Genomic DNA, 25,547 nt, shown 5'->3' with positions numbered 1-25,547 from the left:
GTTTAAAGTTTAAATACTAATATTTTTTATTTTTAAATACTTATATTAATCTTGAAATATTAGTATTTAGCTTTAGAACAACTTATTTTAATTCTGTTTGGAATATAGAAAAACCACTTTAATATTAAACTTTAATTTTGTGACTTTACTAGTCTAATTTTGAGAAAGTTAAAGATTAATTTGAAACTTTATAGTTATCCATATCATTTTATTACTTTAATAATTTATTCTTATAAATTATTTTGATAAATATTTTTAAAATTAACATATTAATTACATCATCTATTCGTTTTATATACGACAAATACTTTATTCATTAAATGAAATTGAATATTATTTTAGATAAAATATAGAATATTTACAACTAAAAATTAAAATTTCAAACAATTATTATTTAGGAGGAATTAAAATGGCAAGCATTATGAACAAATTTACACAATTTTTAGAAGAAAAATTAATGCCAGTTGCTGTAAAAGTGGCTAACCAGAGACACTTGGCAGCAGTTAAAGACGGAATGGTTATTACATTACCATTTATTATTGCAGGATCTGTATTTTTGATTTTAGGAAACTTACCAATACCAGCATTAGCTGACTTTTATAAAAATAACGCAACTGGGCAGATTATCGCAAAATGGTTATCTTATCCTGTTGGTGTAACATTTAGTTTATTAGGATTTATTGCATGTGTCGGTATTTCATACAAATTGGCTCAATACTATAAATTAGATGAAATTTCCAGTACAATCTTAGGAGTTTTGGCATTTTTACTAGTAACACCTTTTGATAACAACGGAATTCCATTAGCTAGTATGGGAAGTGGAGGTTTATTTGTAGCTATAATAATGTCACTTTTAGCAATAGAGATTGTAAACCTTATTGTGAAAAAGAACATTATTATTAAAATGCCTGATTCTGTACCGCCTGCAGTATCAAAATCATTTGCTGCATTAATTCCAGGATTTTTTGTTATTTTAGTTTCATTAATAATAAGAATTGCATTCGAAGTTTCTCCATTTGGAAATATTCATAAGGTTGTTGAAATGGTATTAACTAAACCACTTACAGCATTGGGAGGATCTTTCTTTGGAATGATGGGACTTTCTTTCATAACTAATTTACTATGGACTGCTGGAATACATGGTTCAAACCTAGTAACAGGAGGTATAGCAAGACCTGTACTGGATACATTAATGGATCAGAATAGAATTGCACTTAGTGCACACCAACCTCTTCCAAATATAGTTACAACTCAGTTTTTTGATATTTTCCATAATATGGGAGGTTCTGGAACTACTTTCTCTCTTGCTATTATGCTACTTTTCCTTTCTAAGAGTAAACAGCTTAAAGAAATTGGTAAATTAGCAATTGGTCCTGCTTTTTTCAATATTAACGAGCCTATTTTATTTGGACTTCCAATAGTTATGAACCCTATTTTAATTATTCCGTTTATATTGGCTCCTTTAGTTACAGTAATGGTTACTTATCTAGCTATGTACTCAGGATTAGTTGCAAAAGTAACTGGAGTCGCCTTGCCTTGGACAACGCCTCCTTTCATTTCTGGTTTCCTTGCAACGAACCATTGGACAGGGACAGCCATACAAGTAGTAAATTTCTTCATAACAGCGGCTATTTACTATCCATTCTTTAAATTATGGGATGATAAGAAACTTCAGGAAGAAAATGGAACAGCAAGTACAAATTAATCATTAGCGAAAGTTATGGTTAAATTAATAAAATATATTTTACAAAATACATTTTTTGTGATATATTATTTGTAAAGTAAAATAATAAATAAAAATTTTTAAGGAGTGATTACAATGATTAGACAAACTTGGACTTGGTGGAAAAAATTAAATACAATTTAATATTTTTTTGCCAGCTATGTTGAAATTTATTGTAATTACTATTATTAAATATTGTGAGAAAAGCATTGGTGAAACAAAATCAATGCTTTTATTTTATACAATTCTCTTAGTCGGTAAAACGATTTAAGAGAATTTTTTTATTATAAATTTCAACAAAAAATAAAAACAGAGAAAGGAATACACTTATGTTAGCAAATAAACCTACTTATTACTACTCTATTATCAGAAAAAAATTTAGCAATTCCTATTTTGCTGAAGATGAAAGGCAAGTTATTATTGGGATTGACTGTGAATATTTTGATTCTAATGAATATAGCTATGACTCGTTAAAAAAAATATACAATTCTTTTGTAAAACAGAAAAGACTTTCCCCTTTTGCAGGATTTTTTGGGACATTTGCTTATGAGTCGATACATTTTTTTGAAAAAATTGGAAAAATTGAAAAAGAGCAATTTAAATTTCCGCAGTTTATTTTTGCCAATGCAAAGGCATATTTACATTATTCAAAGACTAGTAAAGAATTTTCCTTTTATGGCGACGAAGAAAAATATTTTAATTTTTTAAATGATGAAATTTCTGAAAAATTTAATGATTCTGATTTATTTTATGATATAAAAACAGATTTTGAAGAGGAACAATTACATTATTATGGAATTATTGAAAAAGCAAAGGAATATATTAAGTCTGGAGATATTTTTCAAGTTGTACTAAGCGAACAGTTAAAACTTACGTCAAATATGGATTCTCTTGATTTTTATGTAAAATTGTCAAAGGCAAATCCGAGTCCGTATATGTACCATTTTCCTACGAAATATGGAGACATTGTTGGTTCTAGTCCTGAAATACTGGTTGATATTTCATCCGATAATATTTATATCGCTCCTATCGCGGGAACTCGTCCTAGAGGAAAAGATGCCAACGAAGACGCATTTTTAGCAAACGACTTATTAAATGATGAAAAAGAATGTGCTGAACATATTATGCTTGTTGACTTAGCTAGAAATGATATTGGGAAATTTGCAGAAAGTGGCTCAGTTGTTGTAAAAAATCTTATGCATATTAAGAATTATGAACATGTAATGCACATTGTGACTGATGTTTATGGGAAAAAGAGAAAAGATGTGTCGATATTTGAAGTTATTGCTCAGGCTCTTCCAGCGGGAACGCTTTCTGGATCGCCAAAAATTCGTGCTATGCAAATTATTTCAGAACTTGAGACATTTAAAAGAAATGTTTATGCTGGCGGAATTGGATTTTTGAGATTTAATGGTGATGTTCAACTTGCGATTATTATTCGTACTGCATTTTTTGAAAATAAAAATTATGACTTAAATGAAGTTGATGAGGTTCGGAATGTATTTATTCAGGCTGGAGCAGGAATTGTGTTTGATTCTGTAAAAGAAAAAGAATATGATGAAATTTGCCATAAAAGGGCATCTGTGCTAAACATTTTTAAAAAATTCTGTAATGAAGAAAAAAATAAAAACAATGAAAATAAAAGTGAAAAGGATGTGAAATAAATGATTTTGATGATTGACAATTATGATTCTTTTGTATTTAATGTTGAGCAATATTTGAAGGAAATGACTGATGATGAAGTTATTACTGTTAGAAATGACGCAATAACAATTGATGATATAAAAAAAATGAATCCTAGCAAAATAATTTTTTCTCCTGGTCCAAAACATCCAAAGGACAGTGGAATTTGCCTAGAAATTTTAAATAATACTGATGAACTAGGAAATATTCCAATTTTAGGAATTTGTCTTGGACATCAGGCAATTGGAATGAATTTTGGCGGGGAAATAAAAAGGCTTGAAAATCCGTTGCATGGTAAAACTTCAGAAATTACAGTTTTATCCGAGAATTCTGTATTATTTAAAAACTTGCCAAAAAAATTTAAAGTTATGAGGTATCATTCACTTTATGTTGACGATATTCCAGAAGAACTTGAAGTTACGGCAAAGTCTGAAGATGGGGTTGTGATGGCTGTGGAACACAAAAGTAAAAATATTTTTGGAATACAGTTCCATCCAGAATCAATTTTTACTGAATATGGAAAAAATATGATACGAAACTTCTTGAATATTGAAGTTTCAAAAACTTTGAAAAATAATGAAAATTTAAAAAATAATAACGAGAAAGGAAACTTTATAGATATGAATAAATATTTAAAAAAATTACAGGAAAATATTGCATTAACAGATACTGATTTTCGTGAAATCTGTAAAATTATTGACAGCAAAAATTATGACATTGTACAACTTGGAGCCTTGCTTGTATTAATTTCAGAAAAAAGCCTTTATCCTGAATCGCTTACAGCATTTGTAAAAAATATCCTGGAATATAGCGCAACTTTTGAAGATGATTCTGATATGATTGATGTTTGCGGGACTGGCGGTGATGGATTCAAGACAATAAATATTTCGACAGCAGTTGCATTTATTCTAGGAGCAATGGGAGTAAATGTGGCAAAACACGGAAACCGTGCAATCTCAAGTAAAAGTGGAAGCAGTGATGTGCTTGATAAACTAGGAGTACCGCTTGAAAACTCTCTTGCAAATCAAATTGAAAAACTGCATGTAAAAAATCTTGCTTTCTTTCATGCCCCATTTTTCCACAAATTAGTTGGAGAAGTGCGAGAAGTTAGAAGCCGTCTTGGAATCAGAACTGTCTTTAATATTTTAGGTCCACTGCTTCACCCAAACACAAAATTAAAATACCAATTGGTCGGACTTTACCACGAGCCTGTACACAGATTGTACGCTGAAACATTACAATTACTGGGAAGAAAACATGCATTAGCTGTTCGAGGAAATGATGGGCTTGATGAAATAACAATTTGTGATGACACTAAAATTATTGAAGTAAAAGGTGAACAAATTCTCGAATATACAGTATCTCCTGAAAGTTTTGGCTTTAAGCGGGCTTTCCATTCTGAAATTGAAGGCGGAACTCCAGAGGAAAATGCTGAAATTTTGGTAAAAATCCTAAAAGGTGAAGAAAAATCAGCAAAATTTGATATTGTCGTATTGAATGCAATGTTCGCGCTTTATACTGCGGATGTAGTAGATCACCCTGCGAAAGCAAAGGATATGGTTTTAGAAGCGATTGAGAGCGGGAAGGTTTATGAGTTTTATAAAAATTATGTGAAAATCACAAAATAATTTTTTGGATATAATTAATAAAATTACTAATTTGTGTTTTTTTATAGATTGTAACTGATAAAAATTTGAAAAATATCTTTTTTATTAGTTGTAAGTATGATAAAATATTTATAGAGGTGATTTTATGATAGAAAGAAAAATTTATTTTGAAAAAATTAAACCCTTTATAGATAAAGATATTATTAAAGTTTTGACTGGAATTAGGAGAAGCGGTAAATCTGTAATGTTAAAATTGATTATGAAAGAATTGAAAAAAAATGGTATTGACGAAAATCAATTTATTTATATCAATTTTGAAAATTTAAGAAATAGACATCTTTGCTATGCGGATACATTGAATGAATATATATTGGAAAAAGCAGAAAATATTCAAGAAAAATGCTATTTATTTTTGGATGAAATTCAGGAAGTAAAAGAATGGGAAAAGTGTATAAATTCATTAAGAACAGAAGATAAGCAATTTGATATTTATATAACAGGTTCCAACGCTAAACTATTATCAGGAGAACTTGCAACTTACCTTGCAGGAAGATATGTTGAAGTTGAAATTTATCCTTTTTCATTTAAAGAGTTTTGTTCAATATACCAAAATATAAATCAAAATATTTCAAAAGAAGAAATGTTTGAAAAGTTTGTCAAACTAGGTGGAATGCCATTTTTACATAATTTGAATTATGAAGTGGAATCAAGCATGCAATATTTAAAAGATATATATTCATCAATAATATTAAAAGATATTACTCAAAGAAACAATATAAGAAATACTGAATTATTAGAGCGAATCATCAATTACATTGTAATGAACATTGGGAATACATTTTCTGCAAATTCAATTTCAAAATATTTTAAAAGCGAAAATAGAAAAGTTGCAGTAGATACTGTGCTAAATTACATAAAAGCCTGTGAAAACGCATTTTTGATTCACAAAGTCCCTCGTTACGAAATACAAGGTAAAGAAGTTCTAAATGTGAGTGAAAAATATTATATTGCAGACCATGGAATAAGAGAAGCAATTTTGGAAACAAACGAAAGAGATATAAATCAAATTTTTGAAAATATTGTATATATGGAATTATTGCGAAAAGGCTATAACATAAAAATCGGAAAATTGAATAATTTAGAAATAGATTTTGTCTGTACAAAAATAAATAATGAGAAAATTTATATTCAGGTAGCATATTTACTTGCATCTGAAGACACTATAAAAAGGGAATTTTTACCATTTGAAAAAATTAATGATAATTATCCAAAATATGTAATTTCTATGGACAGATTTGATATGTCAAGAAACGGGATAAAACATTTGAATATTATTGATTTTTTATTGAAAAACTAAAAAGAAACTGAAAATATCTATAAATTAAAATTTTTGGAAAGAATGGTGCGAATATGATAAAAACTTTATATAGGGAACAGTGTTTAAGATATTTTATAGTACCTGAAATGGTATTGTTAGCTATATTTATCTGTTTTGTTCCATTTGGGTTTACTATATTATTAATCTATCTTTTAAATAATTTATTTGGTAATATTTTTCAAAATATTCCTCTAATTTATCTTTTGCTTAAAATAATACTAATGTATTTAAGTTCAATGAAATTAAAAAAAATAAATAAAATTGAAGATGAAGAAAAAAAGAAAAAATCAAAAAATAGATTCAAATTAGTAATTTTTCTAGTAAATATAACAATATTCAGTATCTATGTTGGCTTAATGATAAATGATGTTTTGAATGCATTACCATACATTTAAAATCGAAAGGAGAAATATGGATATTTTAGAAAAAATAAAAATAAAAAGAGATATACAGCTTGAAGACGAATTAAAGTCTTTTGAACAGCCATCCTTAAAAAAGGCACTTAATCAAAAGGGAATTCAGATTATTGGGGAAATTAAGAGGGCTTCTCCATCGAAGGGAAAAATTGCGAAAGATGATTTTGATTTGTTAAAACAGGCACAAAGTTATGTAGATAAAGGGATTGCGGCTTTTTCGATATTGACGGAAAAGGAATATTTTAAAGGGGAGAATGATTTTATAAAAATTGTTCGGAAAAAATTTCCAGAAATGCCAATTTTGAGGAAGGATTTTATTTATACTCCGTTTCAGGTGGCGCATGCTAAATTTTTAGGAGCTTCAGCGATTTTACTGATTGTGAGAATGCTGGATGATAAGACGCTTTTGGAACTTCATAAGCTGGCACAAGATTTGGAAATGGATGTTTTAGTAGAAACTCATGATGAAGAGGAAATAAAAAGAGCTTTGAAGATTCCGAATTTGGAGATTTTGGGGATAAATAACCGAAATTTGAATACTTTTGAAGTTGATATTAAAACTACGGAAAAACTGATAAATGAAATTCCAAGCGATGTTTTGAAAAATTTGACTATTGTAAGTGAAAGTGGATTTTTGTCAAAAGAAGATGTGAAGTATGCAGAAAAATTGAATGTGGATGGACTGCTAATCGGAGAGGCACTTATGAAAGGGCTTCTTTAGAATTTGATAAAATAAATATTCTGAAACAAGGGGTCAAAGATTCTTGGGAAAATAAAAAACTTAGGTTGTTAAACTGGTCTTAGAAAAATAACTTTAAATTTATGGAAGGAAAAAAATTGGAGAAAAAAGAAAATAATGTAGCAACTGACAATCTTGTAGAAAATACTACCAAATTAAAAGTTTGTGGAATTAGGAGCATTACTGAAATTAATGAATTGAAAACTTTGGATATTGACTATTTCGGATGTATTTTTGCAGAAAGTCAAAGGCAAGTGGATAGTGAACTTGCGGCTAAAATTACACGGATTGCACATAGACATGGGAAAAGAACTGTTGGAGTGTTTGTGAATGCTATGATTGAGAATATTATAAAAATTGTGGAAGAAACAGATATTGATGTCGTTCAGCTGCATGGAGATGAGTCAGTGGAATATTGTATGGAACTTACTCAAAAATTAGAAAAATTGTACGAAAAAAATTGTTTTAGAAAACGTAAAAACTTCCCTGCTAAAACAAGGCTTTGGAAAGTTTTTGGCGTGACTGATGAACTTCCGAATATTACTGACTACAAGCCATATATTGAATATCCTCTATTTGACGCAAAAGGAGTAAATCGTGGTGGAAATGGAATTGTCTTTGATTGGAATATTTTAAAAGAATTGGAAGAATATTCGTTTGTGTTAGCTGGAGGGCTGTCGATTGAGAATATTCAAAAAGCGCTTGACTACAAGCCTGCCATTTTGGATATAAACAGCAAAGTTGAAGTTAATAATAGAAAAAGTAAGGAATTAGTTGAAAATGTTGTAAATTTGGTAAAAAAGAAATAATAATAATTTAAAAAGATTGATATGAAAGGAAAAAAATATGGGAAATAAACATTTTAATGAAAAGGCATATTTTGGGCAATTTGGTGGACAATTTGTACCTGAAACTGCGATGTTTGCTTTATCGGAACTGGAAACCGAATATGAAAAACTAAAGAATGACAAGGAATTTTTTGAAGAATTTGATAATTTGCTAAAAAATTATGTTGGGCGTGAGACTCCGCTCTATTATGCCAAAAATTTGAGCGAACATTATAACCACGATATTTACTTGAAAAGAGAAGACTTGAACCATACTGGTGCTCATAAAATTAATAATGCGCTTGGACAGGTTTTGCTTGCTAAAAAAATGGGAAAGAAAAAAGTGATTGCTGAAACTGGAGCTGGACAGCACGGAGTTGCTACTGCTACTGCGGCCGCTCTATTAGGTTTAGAATGTGATGTTTACATGGGGGCTGTTGACATTGAACGGCAAAAATTAAATGTTTTTAGAATGGAGCTTTTGGGTGCGAGAGTTATTTCTATTGAAGACGGGCTTAAAACTTTGAAGGAAGCGACAACTGCGGCTATTCAGTCTTGGGTTGCTGAGATAGAAACTGTGTTTTATGTAATCGGTTCTGTTGTAGGGCCTCATCCATATCCGACTATTGTGCGTGATTTTCAGTCAATTATCGGTTACGAAGCAAAAGCACAGCTGGAGGAACTTGGAAAACATGCTGATCATGTGATTGCCTGTGTTGGTGGAGGAAGTAATGCTATTGGTATTTTTAGTGCATTTTTAGAAGACAGCTCAACAAAACTTTACGGGGTCGAAGCTGGAGGATATGGAATTGACACAGATATGCACGCTGCCACATTGACACTTGGAAAACCTGGAATTATTCATGGAATGAAAACTTATGTTCTTCAAAACAAATATGGACAAATAAGTCCAGTTCACTCAATTTCCGCTGGACTTGACTATCCAGGAGTAGGTCCCGAACATTCACATCTATTTGATACAAAAAGAGCAACTTACGCACCGATTACTGATGATGAAGCAATGAAGGCGTTAATGCTTGTTACAAAAAAAGAAGGAATTATTCCAGCAATTGAGAGTTCCCATGCGTTAGCCTATCTTGAAAAATTATGTCCTACGCTTTCTAAAGACAAAAGAGAAACTATCGTCGTAAACGTTTCTGGACGTGGAGATAAAGATATGCACACTGTTTTTTCTGTGTTAAAAGATAAGGAAACTGGCGGAAAAAATGGAATTTATGAGTTAAATGGAGGTTTGGAAAATGAGTGAAAAAAGATTAGATAAGAAAATTATTGATATTTTTAGAGAAAAAGAAAAAGTAAACATTGGTTATATTGTCGCAGGATACCCAAGCGTTGATTTTACAAAACAATTTTTAAAAAATTTAGATAACACGGCTCTTGATATGCTAGAAGTCGGTATTCCCTACTCTGATCCCATAGCTGATGGAAAATTGATTTCACATGCTTCATTTCTCGCTTCAGAAGCTGGAGTTACTACCGACACCGTATTTGATTTACTAACAGAAATAAAAAACGATATTTCAAAACCTTTAATTTTCTTAATTTACTACAACTTAATATTTGCTTATGGAATTGACGAATTTATCAAAAAATGCTGTGAAGCTAACATTAAAGGTATAATCATTCCAGACTTGCCTTACGAAGAAGCCTTTGAAATGTCGGAAAAACTAAGAGAAAACAATATCGCTCTTATCCCTCTTGTAAGCGTTACTTCTGGAAGCAGAATGAAAAAAATTATTTCTCAAGGTGACGGCTTCATTTATGCAATCGGTTCTCTTGGAGTTACAGGTTCAAAACAAGTTGATTTGCCACGTTTAGAATCTTTTATTAATGAAATTAGAGAAGTTTCAAACTTGCCAGTTTCATTAGGATTTGGAATAAAAAATAATGATAATGTGAATACGATGAGAAAATATGCGGATGGAGTGATTGTGGGAACGAGTATTGTTGAATTTTTAGAAAAAAATGATGTGAATTATTTGATTCAGAAAATTAATGAGTTGTTTGAGTAGCTATTATTAAACTTAAAAAGAGGTCTCATAAGTGAAAATTTTTTTGTTATTAAATTAAATATAAAATTTATGATTTTAAATTTTTCTTACCTTATGAGACGTGCTCCTTTATATGAAATATAAATAAAAAGCAAATTATGTTAATTTCTATTTTGTTAAAAATTTTCTATTCCCTTCAACAGTTCTCTTAATGTATCAGAATTCGCTTTTGGCTCATTAATAGCTCTTTTCCAAGCCTTACTACCACGTACGTTGTGAAATAATCCATGAGAATGCATTAGAAACAAATGTGGTCGAAGAGATTGTTTTTCCATATTTTCAACATAATAAATCATTTTTTCAATAATTTCTTTACGAGTAATATTTATTTCTTTTCCATAATATTTTCCAAATTCAGTTAAAATCATAGGATTGTCATAAACTTCACGCCCTAACATTACGGAATCCACATATTTTAAATGATTGTCAATTTCTTCGATTGTTTTTATTCCCCCATTAATTTCTATATGTAAATCTGGATTTTCATTTTTTACACGGTAAACTTCATCATATCTAAGCGGTGGAATAGTTCTGTTTTGTTTTGGATCAAGTCCTGCCAATATCGCTATTCTTGCATGAATTATATATTTGTTTACACCAGCTCTTCTAGTGATATTAATAAAATTCATCATATCTTCGTATTTGTCAAGCAGTGTACGCTCAAAGCTCTCAGGCAGTATATTTTTCCCATCAATCCCAATTCTATGCTTTATCGAAATTGGCTTACTTGTTGCATCTTTCATTGCTCTAACAATATCTGCAACTTCTTCTGGAAATCCCATAAGATAAGCCCCCATCATATTTCCAGAAACTCTGTCAGACGGACAACCAACATTTAGATTTATTTCATCATAATTATATTTTTCAGCAATTTTTATGGCTTCATATGCCTCTTTTGGATTAGTTGCTGCAATTTGCAAAACAATAGGATGCTCAACTTCATTAAACCCCAAAATATAATCTAAATCTCCATTTAAAATTGCTTGTGCAGTTATCATTTCAGTATACAGCAAAACATCCTTATTTATCATTCTCACAAAATTTCTAAAATTCTTATCCGTCCTATCCACCATCGGAGCTATGCTTATCTTATTTTCCACTACATTTCCTTTCATACATTTTTTATTATTTCAATTTATCTTGCCTTGTAATATTTCATTGCTTCAGGTAAAAATTTTCTAGCAGCCTCAATTCTATTTTTTCCAGATGGATGTGTAGAAAGGATTTCTGCTCCTTTTCCTGTTCCTAGCGAATCCATTCTCTCAAGAGCTGTAATCGCTTCAGACGGATTATATCCAGCCATTGCCATAAATATCATTCCGTATTTATCTGCTTCATATTCCTGAGTTCTATTAAATTTTAAAAGGGTAATAGAAAGTCCACCAGAAACAAGCGAAGATACTCCACTTCCACCTGTCACTGCATCTGTCACAGTAGCAGCAATTCCAGCAAGAGCTTTGTTGCTTGAAGATTCAGCATGGTGCCCTCCAATAACATGCCCAATTTCATGCCCCATTACAAATGCAATTCCAGCATCAGTATTTAAAACTGGTAATATTCCAGTATAAAAAGCAATTTTCCCACCTGGCATAGCAAACGCATTTACCTCATTTGTTTTTATCAAATTAAATTCCCATTGTAAGTTTGAAACTTTGTTCGACATTCCATTTTCATTTAAATATCGTTCTACTGCTGATGAAATTCTACTACCAATTGTTCTTAATCTTTGTCCATCTGCTGTATTATTTGCAAGCAATCCCTTTGCATTTGCCTGCTGTATAAGTTGTCTATAAGCTGAAACCGAACTTGAGGCTACACTTTCATCACTCACAAGTTTAAGCTGCCTTCTCCCAGTAAGCGGTGCTACTGTACAACTAGCAATCATTCCTAAGGCTGTTATTAAAAATAATATTTTTGAATACTTTTTCATTATTAATCCTCTCTCTTTTTTATTTTATAAATTAATATTCTTTATATAATTTTACAATTTTTTCTTAAAATTTTCAATATTAATTTTCTTATAATTGTTTTAAAATTTGTAAGTTCTGTTAATACCGCATAAAAAGCGATTTAAACGCTAGTTATTTTTTACAGTACTTATTCTTTTTGTTACGTACTTGTTACATACGGTACAATTTACAAAAATAATTTTACAAGTTTTTTCTTATTTTCCTTTATAGTTTCATCACTTTCTTCAAATACTCCGAACCTGTCGAATCCAACTATCAACATTAAAGCAACTGCGTTTGTGCCTATCAAAAGCCACAAGTCCTCTCTTTTGGATTTCTCTTCTATATCCTCGAATATTCTTTCAGAAGTTTTTCCTTTCAGCTCGTTTCTTATGGTTGTTAAATTGTTTTTTCTTTGATAGCCTCTTAATTTTAACGTTGATACCGAACTTAAAAAGATTATTCCTAGTATTACTATTAAAAATTTTCTACTTCTGTGATACATTTTCATCTTTACCATCTCTCTTCTTGACAAAACCGAGCTTTTCCAGCAGAAGTTCTAAAAATCCTGTACTGATACCATATCTTTTCTGGTTTACTGTTTCCAATAAAGCCTCTCCAAAAAATCCTAAAACAGGACTCCAAGGGTATAGGAAGCCAGCATTGAAATGTCCTACAACCTTGTTAAGCGATAAGGCGATAGCCATTGTCATTCCAGCAACGGCTATCCTTTTTATATATGGTTTCACTGGCTGGTTGTCTATCATTTTCTGTGCAACTACACCAAACAGCACTCCTGAAAAGAAAAGTATGAGGAAAAGTCCGTGATTGTCTATTATTACCTTTAAATCCTCTATCATTGATTATGCTCCTTATATTCCTATTGCTGTTTTTTCTTCTCCAAGTATTTTGTGTATTATTTCATCCACATTTACAGTTTTTTCAAGTGCTTCAGCACCTTTTAATAATAAATCCTCAGTGAATCTCTCAATATCATCAGGAATGTATGGGTTGTTTATCTCTTGTGCTTTTTTTACAAATTCCTTAAACTTTCCAAAAAAGTTGTTTTTAACAGCTTCCAATTTTTCTATTCCTTTTTTAGCTCCAAAGATTATTTCCTTCTCTAGTACTTCTTTTCTAGTGAAATCTACCAACATCCCTATTAAAATTACTTGTAACTGTTTATCCATTTTTTATCTCTCCCTTTTCTTATTTTAATTAATATCAATTTTAAGCTAACTAGAAGATTCTATAATCAATTTTACCTTGCTAGCTAACCAATTTATACCAAAATTATTTTTAACGCTTGTATTAGGCTTATATCAAAGCCATTTTCACATTACTTCAGTTCAAAGTGTGGCGTATCTTTCATTTTCCAGTTTCCACCCCATTCAATATTTACATTTTTGGATTTTGCTACTTCCAAGATGTGATTTGCAATCAATTTCAATTTCTTTTCATCATACCCTTCTTCAGATGTAAATTTTCTGTACACACCGTTCTCGATAACTCCACAAGGGAATATGTCAACAGCATGCCCAAATCCATCAGACTTGATTTGATGGTTTGATTTTGAAGTAACACCATTGGTATATGTTACGATTTTCCCTGGTTTAGTCCTTCCTAACGCAAATAATGCTTTTTGTTCTTCTGTTGTTCTTGCTCCACTCGTAATTCTAAAATCATACGGACTGTTTTCAATTGCAGCTTTCATTACTTCGACAAGTTTTGGATGTACTTTTTTCATTTTATCCAGACTTGATTGGGCAAAAGAATATTTTTTGTTATCTGTTGCTGTACTTTCCTTATCCCAATCTTTCAAATACTCCTCCTTTCTCTGAACTCTGTTTAACCAACCTGTCAAAAACTTTTCTTGAGTTCTGTCAGCTTCAACTTTTCCTTTGTAATAGATTCTTTGTAAGTTATGATAAACTTCCAAAAATTTTTCAGGATCTACTGAATTTAATGCTTCCAATGTTTTGTTTCCGATTATTCCGTCCACAACCAAATCACTTCCGTTAATCTGATTCAATGCTACCTGTACGTTTTTTGTTCCATTTCTGCCGCTATTTACAGCCCAGTCGCATATAGATAGTGCCACTTTATCATTTACAACTTTATCCAGCTTGTTTCCTAAGTAATATTTTTTCAGATATATATTTTTTGGAAAATCTATTGTTAAATCTTGCATATCTCCCTTATATCCAAAGTCTCTTGCTTCTTCTTCAATGATTCCGTATTTTGTTTCTCCTCCCTTGTCATTCTTATCATTTGAATATCCGCCCTCAACTTTTAGTAGATAGTCAAAAATCTTTTCAAATCTGTTCATTTTTATTCCACCTTTCTTCCTAATAATTCCATATTTTTTAAATATTTGTATAATTTTGCAGGGCTGAACTGATAGCCAACCCTATCCTTTAATGATTTACCTTTATAGGTCAATGTGAACTGCAAAGCGTAATCTATTGCATTGAGACAAAATTCACTGCAAAAATACCTATTATCATCCTGCACCTTATCAGCATAGAAAAATTGTCCTAAAATTCCTAAATAATCATAGCCCTTACCTTGAGCTGTTCTAAAAAATTCAATCACATCTTTGGGATCGATATTTTTATCAAGCTCATAAATTTCCATATTTTTCTGATACTCAAATTTCCTTGTCCTAACTCCTCCAGGATTAGATAAAAAAATTTGACCATTGTAAATAAATTCACAGTGAGAGTATTTACCTAGCGTCCACAATGCTATTAAATGCCCTATCAGTCTCTTGGGCTTGTGGAAACATATATATAGCTTATCCTGTTCAAGTTTCATAAAAATCTCCTAACTTTGCTTTATTTCGCTTTCAAATAATTTGTTATATTCAACTTCAGAATTAAACGTTTTCAGCTCCTCAACTGTTTTACTTTCTAAACTATGTGATAGAGTTGTCTCGGCAACCATTGAAGTAGTCGTGTGTTTTCTCATTATTTCCGACATCTCTATGAACTTCTGCACCGAAACATTCACATACTTTTCGGATCCGTCCTCGGTATAGAACTTCCAGTTGCTGTACTCTGTACTCATTAAATCACTCATTACTTGAGTGAAGTCCAGTTTTCCACCTTTGGCTATTTTGCCCATTAATCCAAGAATGAATTTTAAAACTAAACTGAATAATATTTTGGTTATATTACTTTGGTCTATCGTCCTGTTATGTTGTAAATACTTTGTTCCTTTCACTTCAAACTCAAAAGGTTTTTTCTCCCTTTCAATTCTCAGTTCATAAAGCTCCTGTTTTAATTTTTCAATCTTCTCTTCCTTCTTATACTTGACTTGATTGTCTTCAATGTACTCAAATTCAGATAACTCAACTGTCTTGATTTTTCCGTTTTCTATCAGTTCATTTTCAGCTAAAGTATATTTTCCAGCCTTGTAAAGTTCCTCTTTTGTTGACTCTCTTAATTTCCCTTTTTCTAAAACTGGATTTTGGTATTCAATTTCTGAAAAAATATGATTTTCCGAATCCCAGTCTGGAAAAAATAAATTCGGCTCTTTTTTAAAATCTTCTAATCCTGAAACAACAGGTCTTCCAATTATTTCCAATGTGTTTTTATCGTATATATTTATTATCATTTTTACCTCCTATATAATATAGCTAACTGAAAATATTATACTTGCTGTAGACACTGTCGAACCTCTCCATTTAGCAGTTCCATCCGGTTGTATATATATTGTCCCAGCAGTTCCATTAAATTGTGAAGCGTTCACAGACAAAAAGGATTTCGGTCTATAGCCTTCAGGAATACTGAAGATTACTGTATTATCGTTTGTGTATCTCAAAGTATCTCCACTATCAAATATGATAGTCACTACGTTTCCAACTTTTTGAACGATGTTACAAGTTGTTCTACCTTGTCCTGTTGCTTCAGAATGAACGTACAACTTAGCTTGCTGAACTTTGGATAAATTTTCCACTTTATCCGAAAGTGGCTTATTACTTATAGCTCTAAATTTAGAACTTTCGTTGTACGTTAAATTTGTGTCCGCGATACATTCGTAATAAAATTTAGTCACGCTATCAAAGTAAAATTTCCCTTTAACTTTATTTCCTGTGTCTTGAATATTCCCTCCAAACTCTAGACCTATTATTTTCGCCAATGCCTGTATTTCCAAATATTTTCTGTCTGCTGACTCTCTTGTTAAATATGTTAGCGAATTGTCTATCGTTACATTTATAGTTGCAGCCTGATCTATTACAATGATACATTTTTCAATAATATCAATTGCATTTTTCCCATTGTAAACCGGAATATAGTCGCCGTCTGTCCCTTTATTGTATGCATACAAAATCTCTGTTCCTGAATCATCTTGGGCGTATATTCCCATTTCAGAAATTTTATAAGAGTTTGCTATAACACTTGCTCCACTTCCAGTTTTGTTAGAAACGACAAATGTAAATTCCACGTTTCCGTTGGCTTTTCTCTCATAAGAATTTATCGGAAATTCATTTCTCTTGTCAATCAAATCTGTTAATTCTCTATCATTTCCTGTATTGTATCCTGCTCCAATTTTAAATTTTGTAACATTTATTTTGGTTTCGTTATTTACGGCTCTTGCTATAAGCTCTCTCCCTTTGTTTGTTATTTCCCATCCAATATAATTAGCCATTTCCTCCTCCTATCTTATTCCTAAATTATTTTCTTTTACTACTACATTTACAATTCCTTGATTCAATTTTTGCTCCATCCAAGGAAGTTCAAAATCTCTTTCATTCAGAATATTAATCACTTGTTTTTCAGAAAAAATTCCTACATATTTACCCAAATTTGAGCTTCTTTCAAACGTCAACGCTTCCAGCCAGCTACGTTCGTTCTTGTATTCGTTTACAACATCAAGAACTTTCAAATAATCTTTTTCATCTTTAAGTTCTCCCAAAGTAGATATTTTAAAATATCCTGGTCGACCACCATACTCAAACCATTCTTTTATTTCTGCATTTCCAAAAAGAATTTTACAAATAGCCTTTACACTTCCAAGTGTTCCTTTGTTAAAATGGGCTATTACTGCTATTTTTACCAATTCTCTCTTGCTTTCAAGACTGGCATTTTCTCCAACATAATCTACGTGATATTCCCACAATAAATAATCAATTTCCGTTTCACTTAATTTATCAATATCAAGAAAAAATTTACTTATTATTCTGTTTTTCTGTTGTTTTATTGCATAATCTATTGATTCGTATATCCATTTTGTTGTTTTATCTGTAAGAGTCGATTTTGCGGCAATGTCAGTTAATTTTAAATCTTGTACAGTTATCATAACTCTTCAACTCCTTGATAGTTGCTTGTTATATCGTTATTTATTCCAACCTGGTTAAAATTCAATTTTTGGAATACAGGGCTTCTTAGTACCACTCTTTTTACTCCAGCAATTTTTAATCTTTTAATCAGTTCGTCTGGATTAATATCCTTGCCTATCTTTTCTTTCTGCCAACTAATAAATTCCTGAATAGTTTTATCAACATTGGATTTTATAATATTTACAAGTGTTTCGTTATCCTTATCAATATAATAATCAAAATCTATAGAATAGTTGATTTTATTTGGTTCCTTTATATTTACATTATCAGTTAGCGGTCTTACATTTTCTTCATTAAGTACTGCCTTTACTTTTTCCTTAAGCTCCTGACTCACTGTACCGGTATCTGTCCAAATGTACACATCTACATTAGTAGCACTAGGAGAATGAACTTTGACATCAATAATGTTAGTACTTGCAGTTTTAGTCCAAAATATATAAGCTCCTGAACTTCCAGCTGTTGTGAAAGATTCAGGAATTTCTCTTATTCTTTCCCTGTAATTTTCGTCCGCTTCTTCATTTGTTCCTGAATTACTTTCTGTAATGTTTTCAACCTTCTGATAATTTGGAAATATATCCACCATATCTTTAATTTGTCCAACTGGAATACCATTTCCAATTGTTCCTACTTTATTACATGTAGCTTTTCCGTCTATTGACAGATTTCCTTTCAATATTTTGTATTCCTCATTTGTTTCAAAATAAAGTTCATTGTAACGTATTCTTGAGCCTTTCGGAATAACTATGTCAGTTGCTTGAACACTAGATATATAAAATCTAAATGTTGCTATTGCTGGTTGTTCTACAAGTCTTTTTCCTCTGTTCCCATAGATTTCTCCTTTCAGGTCAAGCCTTTCATTTCTGGCATATCTCAAATAATTCTGTTTTATATCATCATTATATTTCTCTTCTAACAAAGCTAGCTGATACGCTACTGTGCTGAAAATTAATGTTTCAGGGCTTGCTTCTGTCAAACTCCTTCCGCTAAGTTCCTTAAATTTATTAATCATATCTCTTTTTATTTCCCAAGCATCGCTATCTATTGCTTCATATTCCTCAAAATCATCCAATATTTATCACCTCAATTCCCAGTTCAATATCAAAATCATTATTGTGTTTATCTATCATTTTTATTTCTGTGGTTTTTAAAATTGCCCTCGGCTCATATTTCCTGAACATCTCAAGCAACTGAGACATTATTTTATTTTCCACAACGTTTATATTTTTATCAATCAAATCACTATCAAAACTGAAATCACGGTTAAGTGGCTGTTCTTCCTTACAAACTCTTAAAAGCATTCCAACATTTGTTACAACTTCCTCAATATAATTTTTGGGAGAATAATTTATTTCCTGATTAGATGAAACATGTATCACTATTTACCTCCAATCTGATTTCTTAAAAAATTTAACAAGATCTGTCTGTCGGTTTCAGAAAAATTTTTAGCATAATCAATCATTTCATTAACTTTATCTGCTGTAATCATTCCAGCCCTTACTAAATTCATCAGTTCATCAATTTTGGCATCTTTTTTGATTTTTTCAAGCTGGCTCAATATTTCGTTTTTCTTGTTTTCTGCGATTTGAATAGCTTTATCTACTTTTTCAAGCGTGCTGTCTACTTTATTTTTTACTTTTTCCGCAAATTCCTGTAATTTTGTTTTCTGCTCGATTTCAACATTCGCAGCTTCTACTTCAACAAGCTCTTCCTGCTCTTTCTTTTGAGCTTTTAATTGTTCTATTATCTGATTATATTTTTTAGGATCATCTATATATTCCTTTAACGTCAAGTCTAAATTTATATAATCAAATTCGGAAGTTTCTTTGTTGAAATAAGAATTCTTTTCACTCATATCTATTATCAAAAACGGAAAAGCTCCAAATGTCTGTCCTCCTAATGTTAAATAACCATACTCTCCGAACTCCCACATAGTCTTTATTTTATCAAGCTGTTCCGATGGTGTTGTTTCTTGTAATAATGAAGAAATCAATGTAATTCCAAAAGTTATTTCCGTTAATTCTCTGCCTTGATGTCTTAACATACCAGGACCATATATTGGGTTGTGTTCAGAAATTTTAGATTTATATGATCTATTTATCTGATTATTGATTGAAAATACTTTTTTGTCGGATACTTCAAATATTACATCTCCGAGACTTCCTATCATTATTCAGGTCCTCCTGTCTTATCGCCGCCAATCATGATACCACTATGTTTATGTGTATTAAGATTAATACTTCCACCAGTTTTTGTAGTTCCACTCACTTCTAAATCTCCATTAATTACAACTTTTCCGACATTCAAAGTCAATGTATTATCATCATAAGTCCAACTACCTCCATCAGAAAAGGTCCTTTTTACTTCACTTTCACTACTAGAAGCACCTCGCATAGGACAGCCAAGCACTACTCCCTGTTCAGGCATTTCCGAGAAAAATAAACAATAAACAGTTTGCCCTAGTCCAAGTGTATAATTATCACTGTGGCTTTCAGAATAAGAAACTAACACATTAAGCCAATCCGTTGTTTTATCGTCGTCGCCTTTTAACAGAACTCTTACTTTTCCAGTTTTTGAATCTATCGCACTCACTTCTCCTGCTTTTAATGTTTCAATCAATTTAACCACCTGCCTCATCACTTTTTTTGTAACAAAAAAATCACAGCTAAATTAATAACTGTGATAATAGTTTTTATATTGACTTTTTTCCAAAATATGCTATAATATAATCAAATAAAATTCGATTATGTTCAAGCCCTCGTTGTTGGGCTTATTTTTTTTTGCTTTTTTTCCATTTTATAAATTTTATAGTCCAGAAAGTGCAGAATAAAATTATTATCGTTATTGATAATACCAGTTGTATTTTTTCATACATAATAGCTACCTCTTTCTATTTTTTAATTTAAGTGTAGAGAAAAGGCTAGAGGGTTTGGCAACCATAGCCTCGTTGTTGGTTATTTCTTCTTGTCGTTTCCGTCTTTATACTCTTTGTATATCATATATACAAATTGTAATATTGTACAGATACTGGCAAGTAGATGAATTTTTTCGATTATGTTCATTACCTTATATCCTCCTTTCCGTTCTCTACAGAACTATTATATTGCACCTCTTGGAATTTGTCAATGTATCATCACAGTTATTATATTTAGTTGTAATTGTCCTATAAATAATTTACTTCTTCTTATTTCTGGCTTTTCGTCCTCTTTTCTTGCTAGAACTCTTACTGCTTCTACCTTTTCTGCCTTTAGATTTAGCCTGTTTTTCTGCTTCTTTTTGCCGTTGTTCCTCTTTAGTCTGGGCAATCGCATTTTGTTCAGCATTTTCTCTTGCCCCAAGTTTCATAGCATTGATTTCACAGGCGTAGTCGCCAGTTACATTATGCGTTACTTTATCTATTACATATTTACCTTCAAACTTTCCCCAACTCTCATCTAGTTCTATTATTGCTCCAGCCAAGTATTTAGTATTTCCATCAACATTTAAAGTTATCTGATATTCCTGTTTCATATTCTCTTTTAATGTTTTTTTGGCTACTTTCTTGGCTGTGCTTTTCCCTTTTGTCTTAACTTTTAAAGTTTTTTCTTTTTTACTTCTGCCCTTTTTACCTTCGGCTTTATTTTTTAACTTCTCTTTCGATTCCTTAACTGTTTTTCCTTTTTTGGAGGAATTTTTACTTCCTGATTTTTTACTTTTTTCCTTTTTAAAAGACGCATAACTCATTTTTACCTCTTATTTTTTCTTGGATTTAACCTTTTTACTGGACTTCTTATTTTTAGAAGATTTGCTACTGTTCTTTGGTTTTTTATTTTCTGATGATTTTTCTTCTGAGCTTTCAGTTGTAACTTGATTACGTTTTTCAAGCTCCTGTTTCGTGATAATTTCCCTGACAACCTTTTTCCTGTCGGGATCATAATAGGAAACTTCAACCTTGTCATAAATTCCCTTGTTTTTCTTTTTCAAGGTAAAACTTCTGATTCTTTCATCCCTAACATTAAAAATGTCAATAGTCTCATTTTTTTCCATTTCTTCGTCATCGAAAATGATTATCTTGTCATCAGACACTTTCATATTCAGTCCTGTTTCCTTGACAACTCTATTAATAAAAGCCAAATCTGTTTCTTGATTTTGGTCAAGTCTTTCAAAAAATTCGTTATCTGCATATATTTCTGCATTCATTTCATGCTTATTTGCAATCTGTGTAACGAGTTCTTTCAAGGTTATCCTTTCCCAAGCAACACTATTCTTTTGGTCTCTAATATTCTGGTCTAAAGGCAAAGCCAAGCATTTCAGATTAAGCCTATTATTTTCAAATGTCGGCTCATCCACATAAAAAGTTCCCAAATCCAAAAAATTAGTTTCATTTTCCTTTTCTTCGTGAATGCCAACAAGTAATTGAGCATTCTCATCAGGATACCACTCTTTCAGCCAACGATAATCTAAATTTTCCAGTTCCAGCTCCAAGTCGTCTATTGCATTCTTAGAGTTGTCGGTATAGTTTAGAGATGAAATAGAATGGGCTATCTCATCAGAAATATCAACTTTATTAAAAATAACAATTACTCTTATATTCCTAGCAAAAGCCACTTCTATTCACCTCTTTTCCAAGGCGGCAAACGCTCATCGTTATCATTTTCTTCATCAGTGATTTCAGGAATAATAATAGGAATGTTGGCATCGAAAATGGCAATGTCAATTAATCTTAAATTGCTTCTTATCAAATCATGGAAGTACCCTTCACTTCCGTAAACTTTGTAGGATATTAAGTCCCAAGTGTCGCCTGAAACTGTTCTATACACTTTTACCTTTGCCATTATCCAAATGCCGTCCTTTCTCTTTTGTTTATATCTCCTGCTATTACTTTCCTTACAATTCTTTCAACTTCCGATGGATTTCCACCATTTACATTTATAACGATTGAATAATTGTTTCCGCCATAAGAATTACCACCTTTTAAATTGCTTACTCTGTCTTTTAAATTAGCCACTTTATCCCTCAAAGTGCTTCTAGTTTGAGAATTATTAAGTATTCTCGTACCTTTCGGAAGATTCAAAAGCATTTCACTTTCAGCTAGAAAGGCTGGTTTGCCTGGTATCTGAATTAATTCTGCCCCACGTTCTGCTACTGTTGTAAGTCCACCTTCAAAATAATTTGTTCCTGTCCATTTTTGTCCAAAAAGCCCTCCTATACCTGCTGATATTGGATTATTTGCAGCAAAATTTTTAATCCCGTCCCAAGCTTTTTTAAAATAATCTGCCACTCCGTCAATTGCTTTTTTTAATCCTCCAGCCATAGTATCGAAAGCACTTTTTACTCCATTCCAAACTTCCGTTGCCTTTGTTTTTATTTCATTCCACTTGGTCGAAAAAGAAGATTTAACACCTTCAAATCCTGATTTTAAACCTCCCCATAAAGCCATTGCTTTACTTTTTATAGCATTCCATACAGCTATTGCCGCTGCTTTAATTTTGTTCCAAATTGCTTTAAAAAATGGGGCGAAAGGTCGAAATATTGCTTTGATTACTGTAACTGCAGTTATAATAACAACACAAATTGCAGCCCATACAACAACAGCAACAACTTTAATTGCTGTCCAAACTGCTTTAAAGACTACAACAAGTGTCATCACAATTCCTTTTATTACTGCAACTGCTCCTATTATTATCGTTTTTATAACATTAAACACAACCACCACAACTACTCTTATGGCAGTAAATGCGACTTTAAAAATTGCAACGAGCACTTTTATACGCACATTCATTTCCATTAAAGCACCGATAATAACAAATTTTATAACATTGCCTATTACAGATAAAACAGGTTTTAAAGAATCAAATAACGGTTTCATTTTTCCTAACTCTTTTGTTGCTGATGAAGATAATTGACCAAAGGCATTTTTTAAAGTATCTGCTACAGCTTTAAAATGTGGGGCTATCTGTTTTATTCCATTATTGACACCATCTCTAAACCATTTCCATTTAGCATACAACAATACAAACACGCCTACAATGACTGCTCCTGCCAAAACATAAGGATTGGATAGTAATGGTCCTAATTTCATCATTGCTGGTCCTAATTTATTAATAATTGGAAATGCTGTTTTAAGTCCACCGGCAAAATTTCCGGCGATTTTAAATTTATCGAATATCAAGATTCCTTTGGATATAGTGCTGAACAAAGGAGAAAATACTTTTATAGCTCCACCAACTCCCAGCGATAACAAAGCAAAACTGGCTACTGCCTTCATAATTCCTGATGCTAGTTTTGGATTTTGTCTTATCCATTCAGCAACTTTCTTTATCATTGGTGTTAAGGCTTCCACTGCACTTTTTATAGTAGGTGCTAGAGCTAATCCTAAATCAGCTAAAGCATTCATCATTTGATTTTTAGCTAATTTCAAGCTGTTTGCTAAAGTATCCATTCTATTTTTATATTCTTTTTCAACCGCACCATTAGCCATTTCTGATTTCGCTTTTACCAAATTTTCTCTTAATTTATCAGTTTGATTTGATAATGTTGCAATACTGTCTATTGCCTGCTCTCCGAATAAATCGTTCAAGACTCCTGCTTTATCAGCAGTATTTAACCCTTTTATTTTTTCTAAAACTTTTAGAATTGTTCCTTCAGCATCTTTTGCCATATCTTGTGCAATTTGGTCTCCGTTAAGTCCTAAAAACTCAAAAGCACTTGCCTTTCTTTTAGTATCTGCCCCTTTTCCAAGTTCTAAATACAGTTGTTTTATTCCTGTTGCCGCTACTTCAGGCTGTTTTCCCATTGATATTAGTGTTGCTCCAAAAGCAATGTTAGCTTCTTTTGCTATTCCCATAGTTTTGGCAACACCACCAACTCTATTTGAGAAATCAACTAATTGAGCCGCACTTGAAGCTGTATTATCAGCCATATAGTTTATCGTGTCAGCAAATGCAAAAACTTGTTCCTTTGTAAGTCCTAACTGCTCTTTTGTTTTAGCCAAAAATTCTCCAGAAGCCTGTGTAGACATATCGAATGCAACCTTTAGTTGTTGAGCTTTATTTGTGTATTCAACAATTTGATCTCCTACTATTCCTGACTGTGCTAAAGAGCCAGCAATTTCATATAGTTCTGGTTGAGATAATGGTGAATTTTCCGAAATTTTTCTAATGTCTGCATAATATTTTTTTGCTTCATCGCCTAACATTTTTCGCAAATCCGCCTGACTTTCCTCTACATCCATATAAACTTTCATAGGTACTGCCAATGCTCCAGCTGTTGCTATTCCTCTATTAAAAGTTCTGTCACCAAATTCTTTAACTTTCCCAATGTTTTCCTGTCGAGCTTGGTATCTTTTTTGAGCTTCTTTCAGTTTATTCATCTTTTCAAGTTCAGAATTTACTTTGGTTAATTGAGATTTATAACTTCCTAAACTTTGATTTTCACCTTCAATTGCACTTCTTGCAGCTTCAAACACATGTTTTTGACGTTCTTTTTGTTTGTTTAAACTGTTTACAACTTTTTCTTGCTCTTTTATTTTTTTTGCAAGTTCAGTATTACTTTGCCCTGTCTTGTTGTATGCTTCTTTGAGTTCGTGAAGTTTTCTTGCGGCATTAAGATATTCCTTGCTTACATTTACATAAGCACTTTTTAATTTTTCGACTTTTTCCAAAGCTCTTTGAGCCTTTTCCAATTCCTTAGCCTTTTTGCTTAATTCTTCTGCACTTTTTGCCGTACCTTTCATAGCATTTGCAACCTGTGCCATTCCAGTCAATGCTCCTGCTACAGCCGCACTCATAACTATATTCAGTTCCATATTTTTAGCCATAAATTCCTCCTTTC

The 25,547-nt window shown here is 31.6% G+C and carries 27 protein-coding genes; 9 read left to right on the top strand and 18 right to left on the bottom strand.

Annotation, left to right across the window (positions count from 1 at the left end; genetic code table 11):
- The first annotated feature begins 409 nt into the window (after positions 1-409).
- The 9 genes from celB to trpA all read left to right on the top strand — a co-directional run bounded on the left by celB (position 410) and on the right by trpA (position 10,406).
- Complete coding sequence (gene celB / locus BQ5344_RS07820) at positions 410-1,705, top strand: PTS cellobiose transporter subunit IIC (RefSeq protein WP_083378228.1); 1,296 nt, start codon at positions 410-412, stop codon at positions 1,703-1,705.
- Positions 1,706-2,052: 347 nt separating this feature from the next.
- Positions 2,053-3,387: an anthranilate synthase component I family protein gene (locus BQ5344_RS07815; protein WP_071124864.1), complete on the top strand. Its 1,335-nt coding sequence runs from the start codon at positions 2,053-2,055 to the stop codon at positions 3,385-3,387.
- Positions 3,388-5,034: an anthranilate phosphoribosyltransferase gene (gene trpD, locus BQ5344_RS07810; RefSeq protein WP_071124863.1), complete on the top strand. Its 1,647-nt coding sequence runs from the start codon at positions 3,388-3,390 to the stop codon at positions 5,032-5,034. It abuts the gene before it with no gap.
- Between the two features lie 124 nt (positions 5,035-5,158).
- On the top strand, positions 5,159-6,370 hold the full coding sequence (locus BQ5344_RS07805) for an ATP-binding protein (protein WP_071124862.1): 1,212 nt from the start codon (positions 5,159-5,161) through the stop codon (positions 6,368-6,370).
- Between the two features lie 53 nt (positions 6,371-6,423).
- Positions 6,424-6,786 carry a hypothetical protein gene (locus BQ5344_RS07800; RefSeq protein WP_071124861.1) on the top strand — a complete coding sequence of 121 codons (363 nt, stop codon included), beginning with the start codon at positions 6,424-6,426 and terminating at the stop codon, positions 6,784-6,786.
- Between the two features lie 16 nt (positions 6,787-6,802).
- The gene (gene trpC, locus BQ5344_RS07795) at positions 6,803-7,528 is read left to right on the top strand and encodes an indole-3-glycerol phosphate synthase TrpC (RefSeq protein ID WP_071124860.1); all 726 of its coding nucleotides are present in this window, start codon (positions 6,803-6,805) and stop codon (positions 7,526-7,528) included.
- A gap of 116 nt (positions 7,529-7,644) precedes the next feature.
- Entirely contained in the window at positions 7,645-8,355 is a 711-nt protein-coding gene (locus tag BQ5344_RS07790) for a phosphoribosylanthranilate isomerase (RefSeq protein ID WP_071125513.1), read from the top strand.
- 37 nt (positions 8,356-8,392) lie between these two features.
- Complete coding sequence (trpB, locus tag BQ5344_RS07785; RefSeq protein ID WP_071124859.1) at positions 8,393-9,640, top strand: tryptophan synthase subunit beta; 1,248 nt, start codon at positions 8,393-8,395, stop codon at positions 9,638-9,640.
- Positions 9,633-10,406 carry a tryptophan synthase subunit alpha gene (trpA, locus tag BQ5344_RS07780; protein ID WP_071124858.1) on the top strand — a complete coding sequence of 258 codons (774 nt, stop codon included), beginning with the start codon at positions 9,633-9,635 and terminating at the stop codon, positions 10,404-10,406. The genes trpB and trpA overlap by 8 nt, the downstream gene beginning before the upstream one ends.
- Before the next feature lie 155 nt (positions 10,407-10,561).
- Here trpA and dusA read toward each other — a convergent pair whose 3' ends face one another.
- The 18 genes from dusA to BQ5344_RS07690 form a co-directional block, all read right to left on the bottom strand.
- Positions 10,562-11,560 carry a tRNA dihydrouridine(20/20a) synthase DusA gene (gene dusA, locus BQ5344_RS07775; protein WP_071124857.1) on the bottom strand — a complete coding sequence of 333 codons (999 nt, stop codon included), beginning with the start codon at positions 11,558-11,560 and terminating at the stop codon, positions 10,562-10,564.
- Positions 11,561-11,580: 20 nt separating this feature from the next.
- Positions 11,581-12,375, bottom strand: coding sequence for a M48 family metallopeptidase (locus BQ5344_RS07770; protein WP_071124856.1), 795 nt, complete (start codon positions 12,373-12,375; stop codon positions 11,581-11,583).
- 206 nt (positions 12,376-12,581) lie between these two features.
- Entirely contained in the window at positions 12,582-12,914 is a 333-nt protein-coding gene (locus BQ5344_RS07765; protein WP_235846134.1) for a hypothetical protein, read from the bottom strand.
- On the bottom strand, positions 12,883-13,254 hold the full coding sequence (locus BQ5344_RS07760) for a hypothetical protein (RefSeq protein WP_071124854.1): 372 nt from the start codon (positions 13,252-13,254) through the stop codon (positions 12,883-12,885). Before BQ5344_RS07760 ends, BQ5344_RS07765 begins: the two co-directional genes overlap by 32 nt.
- A 12-nt stretch (positions 13,255-13,266) precedes the next feature.
- The gene (locus BQ5344_RS07755) at positions 13,267-13,584 is read right to left on the bottom strand and encodes a hypothetical protein (RefSeq protein WP_071124853.1); all 318 of its coding nucleotides are present in this window, start codon (positions 13,582-13,584) and stop codon (positions 13,267-13,269) included.
- A gap of 149 nt (positions 13,585-13,733) precedes the next feature.
- Positions 13,734-14,723, bottom strand: coding sequence for a glycosyl hydrolase 108 family protein (locus tag BQ5344_RS07750; protein WP_071124852.1), 990 nt, complete (start codon positions 14,721-14,723; stop codon positions 13,734-13,736).
- 2 nt (positions 14,724-14,725) lie between these two features.
- Positions 14,726-15,211, bottom strand: coding sequence for a cytoplasmic protein (locus tag BQ5344_RS07745; RefSeq protein ID WP_071124851.1), 486 nt, complete (start codon positions 15,209-15,211; stop codon positions 14,726-14,728).
- Positions 15,212-15,220: 9 nt separating this feature from the next.
- The gene (locus BQ5344_RS07740; protein ID WP_071124850.1) at positions 15,221-16,012 is read right to left on the bottom strand and encodes a hypothetical protein; all 792 of its coding nucleotides are present in this window, start codon (positions 16,010-16,012) and stop codon (positions 15,221-15,223) included.
- A gap of 9 nt (positions 16,013-16,021) precedes the next feature.
- On the bottom strand, positions 16,022-17,047 hold the full coding sequence (locus BQ5344_RS07735) for a phage tail-collar fiber domain-containing protein (protein ID WP_071124849.1): 1,026 nt from the start codon (positions 17,045-17,047) through the stop codon (positions 16,022-16,024).
- 9 nt (positions 17,048-17,056) lie between these two features.
- Entirely contained in the window at positions 17,057-17,698 is a 642-nt protein-coding gene (locus BQ5344_RS07730) for a phage tail protein I (RefSeq protein ID WP_071124848.1), read from the bottom strand.
- Positions 17,695-18,807, bottom strand: coding sequence for a baseplate assembly protein (locus tag BQ5344_RS07725; protein WP_071124847.1), 1,113 nt, complete (start codon positions 18,805-18,807; stop codon positions 17,695-17,697). The genes BQ5344_RS07730 and BQ5344_RS07725 overlap by 4 nt, the downstream gene beginning before the upstream one ends.
- The gene (locus BQ5344_RS07720; RefSeq protein WP_071124846.1) at positions 18,800-19,114 is read right to left on the bottom strand and encodes a hypothetical protein; all 315 of its coding nucleotides are present in this window, start codon (positions 19,112-19,114) and stop codon (positions 18,800-18,802) included. Before BQ5344_RS07720 ends, BQ5344_RS07725 begins: the two co-directional genes overlap by 8 nt.
- Positions 19,114-19,905, bottom strand: a complete 792-nt coding sequence (locus BQ5344_RS07715; protein WP_071124845.1) for a phage tail protein — start codon at positions 19,903-19,905, stop codon at positions 19,114-19,116. Before BQ5344_RS07715 ends, BQ5344_RS07720 begins: the two co-directional genes overlap by 1 nt.
- Positions 19,905-20,372 (bottom strand): phage baseplate protein, encoded by a 468-nt coding sequence (locus tag BQ5344_RS07710; protein ID WP_235846133.1) that lies wholly within the window; start codon positions 20,370-20,372, stop codon positions 19,905-19,907. The genes BQ5344_RS07715 and BQ5344_RS07710 overlap by 1 nt, the downstream gene beginning before the upstream one ends.
- Before the next feature lie 537 nt (positions 20,373-20,909).
- Entirely contained in the window at positions 20,910-21,458 is a 549-nt protein-coding gene (locus BQ5344_RS07705; RefSeq protein WP_071124843.1) for a hypothetical protein, read from the bottom strand.
- Positions 21,459-21,467: 9 nt separating this feature from the next.
- The gene (locus tag BQ5344_RS07700; protein WP_071124842.1) at positions 21,468-22,322 is read right to left on the bottom strand and encodes a phage late control D family protein; all 855 of its coding nucleotides are present in this window, start codon (positions 22,320-22,322) and stop codon (positions 21,468-21,470) included.
- 2 nt (positions 22,323-22,324) lie between these two features.
- A complete protein-coding gene (locus BQ5344_RS07695; protein WP_071124841.1) occupies positions 22,325-22,549 on the bottom strand; it encodes a tail protein X in 225 nt (74 codons plus the stop codon).
- The gene (locus BQ5344_RS07690) at positions 22,549-25,533 is read right to left on the bottom strand and encodes a phage tail tape measure protein (protein ID WP_071124840.1); all 2,985 of its coding nucleotides are present in this window, start codon (positions 25,531-25,533) and stop codon (positions 22,549-22,551) included. Before BQ5344_RS07690 ends, BQ5344_RS07695 begins: the two co-directional genes overlap by 1 nt.
- Positions 25,534-25,547: the final 14 nt, after the last annotated feature.

Origin of the sequence: Leptotrichia massiliensis, assembly GCF_900104625.1 — a bacterium.
GTDB lineage: Bacteria > Fusobacteriota > Fusobacteriia > Fusobacteriales > Leptotrichiaceae > Leptotrichia > Leptotrichia massiliensis.
Note: the sequence above shows the minus strand (reverse complement) of the source record. Positions and strands in the feature narration are given on the sequence as shown.

Bases quoted from the DNA above. Each gene is read 5' to 3' on its own strand.
- celB (WP_083378228.1), top strand. From the start codon at position 410: ATGGCAAGCATTATGAACAAATTTACACAATTTTTAGAAGAAAAATTA.
- BQ5344_RS07815 (WP_071124864.1), top strand. From the start codon at position 2,053: ATGTTAGCAAATAAACCTACTTATTACTACTCTATTATCAGAAAAAAA.
- trpD (WP_071124863.1), top strand. From the start codon at position 3,388: ATGATTTTGATGATTGACAATTATGATTCTTTTGTATTTAATGTTGAG.
- BQ5344_RS07805 (WP_071124862.1), top strand. From the start codon at position 5,159: ATGATAGAAAGAAAAATTTATTTTGAAAAAATTAAACCCTTTATAGAT.
- BQ5344_RS07800 (WP_071124861.1), top strand. From the start codon at position 6,424: ATGATAAAAACTTTATATAGGGAACAGTGTTTAAGATATTTTATAGTA.
- trpC (WP_071124860.1), top strand. From the start codon at position 6,803: ATGGATATTTTAGAAAAAATAAAAATAAAAAGAGATATACAGCTTGAA.
- trpB (WP_071124859.1), top strand. From the start codon at position 8,393: ATGGGAAATAAACATTTTAATGAAAAGGCATATTTTGGGCAATTTGGT.
- trpA (WP_071124858.1), top strand. From the start codon at position 9,633: ATGAGTGAAAAAAGATTAGATAAGAAAATTATTGATATTTTTAGAGAA.
- dusA (WP_071124857.1), bottom strand. From the start codon at position 11,560: ATGAAAGGAAATGTAGTGGAAAATAAGATAAGCATAGCTCCGATGGTG.
- BQ5344_RS07770 (WP_071124856.1), bottom strand. From the start codon at position 12,375: ATGAAAAAGTATTCAAAAATATTATTTTTAATAACAGCCTTAGGAATG.
- BQ5344_RS07765 (WP_235846134.1), bottom strand. From the start codon at position 12,914: ATGGTAAAGATGAAAATGTATCACAGAAGTAGAAAATTTTTAATAGTA.
- BQ5344_RS07760 (WP_071124854.1), bottom strand. From the start codon at position 13,254: ATGATAGAGGATTTAAAGGTAATAATAGACAATCACGGACTTTTCCTC.
- BQ5344_RS07755 (WP_071124853.1), bottom strand. From the start codon at position 13,584: ATGGATAAACAGTTACAAGTAATTTTAATAGGGATGTTGGTAGATTTC.
- BQ5344_RS07750 (WP_071124852.1), bottom strand. From the start codon at position 14,723: ATGAACAGATTTGAAAAGATTTTTGACTATCTACTAAAAGTTGAGGGC.
- BQ5344_RS07745 (WP_071124851.1), bottom strand. From the start codon at position 15,211: ATGAAACTTGAACAGGATAAGCTATATATATGTTTCCACAAGCCCAAG.
- BQ5344_RS07740 (WP_071124850.1), bottom strand. From the start codon at position 16,012: ATGATAATAAATATATACGATAAAAACACATTGGAAATAATTGGAAGA.
- BQ5344_RS07735 (WP_071124849.1), bottom strand. From the start codon at position 17,047: ATGGCTAATTATATTGGATGGGAAATAACAAACAAAGGGAGAGAGCTT.
- BQ5344_RS07730 (WP_071124848.1), bottom strand. From the start codon at position 17,698: ATGATAACTGTACAAGATTTAAAATTAACTGACATTGCCGCAAAATCG.
- BQ5344_RS07715 (WP_071124845.1), bottom strand. From the start codon at position 19,905: ATGATAGGAAGTCTCGGAGATGTAATATTTGAAGTATCCGACAAAAAA.
- BQ5344_RS07710 (WP_235846133.1), bottom strand. From the start codon at position 20,372: ATGAGGCAGGTGGTTAAATTGATTGAAACATTAAAAGCAGGAGAAGTG.
- BQ5344_RS07705 (WP_071124843.1), bottom strand. From the start codon at position 21,458: ATGAGTTATGCGTCTTTTAAAAAGGAAAAAAGTAAAAAATCAGGAAGT.
- BQ5344_RS07695 (WP_071124841.1), bottom strand. From the start codon at position 22,549: ATGGCAAAGGTAAAAGTGTATAGAACAGTTTCAGGCGACACTTGGGAC.
- BQ5344_RS07690 (WP_071124840.1), bottom strand. From the start codon at position 25,533: ATGGCTAAAAATATGGAACTGAATATAGTTATGAGTGCGGCTGTAGCA.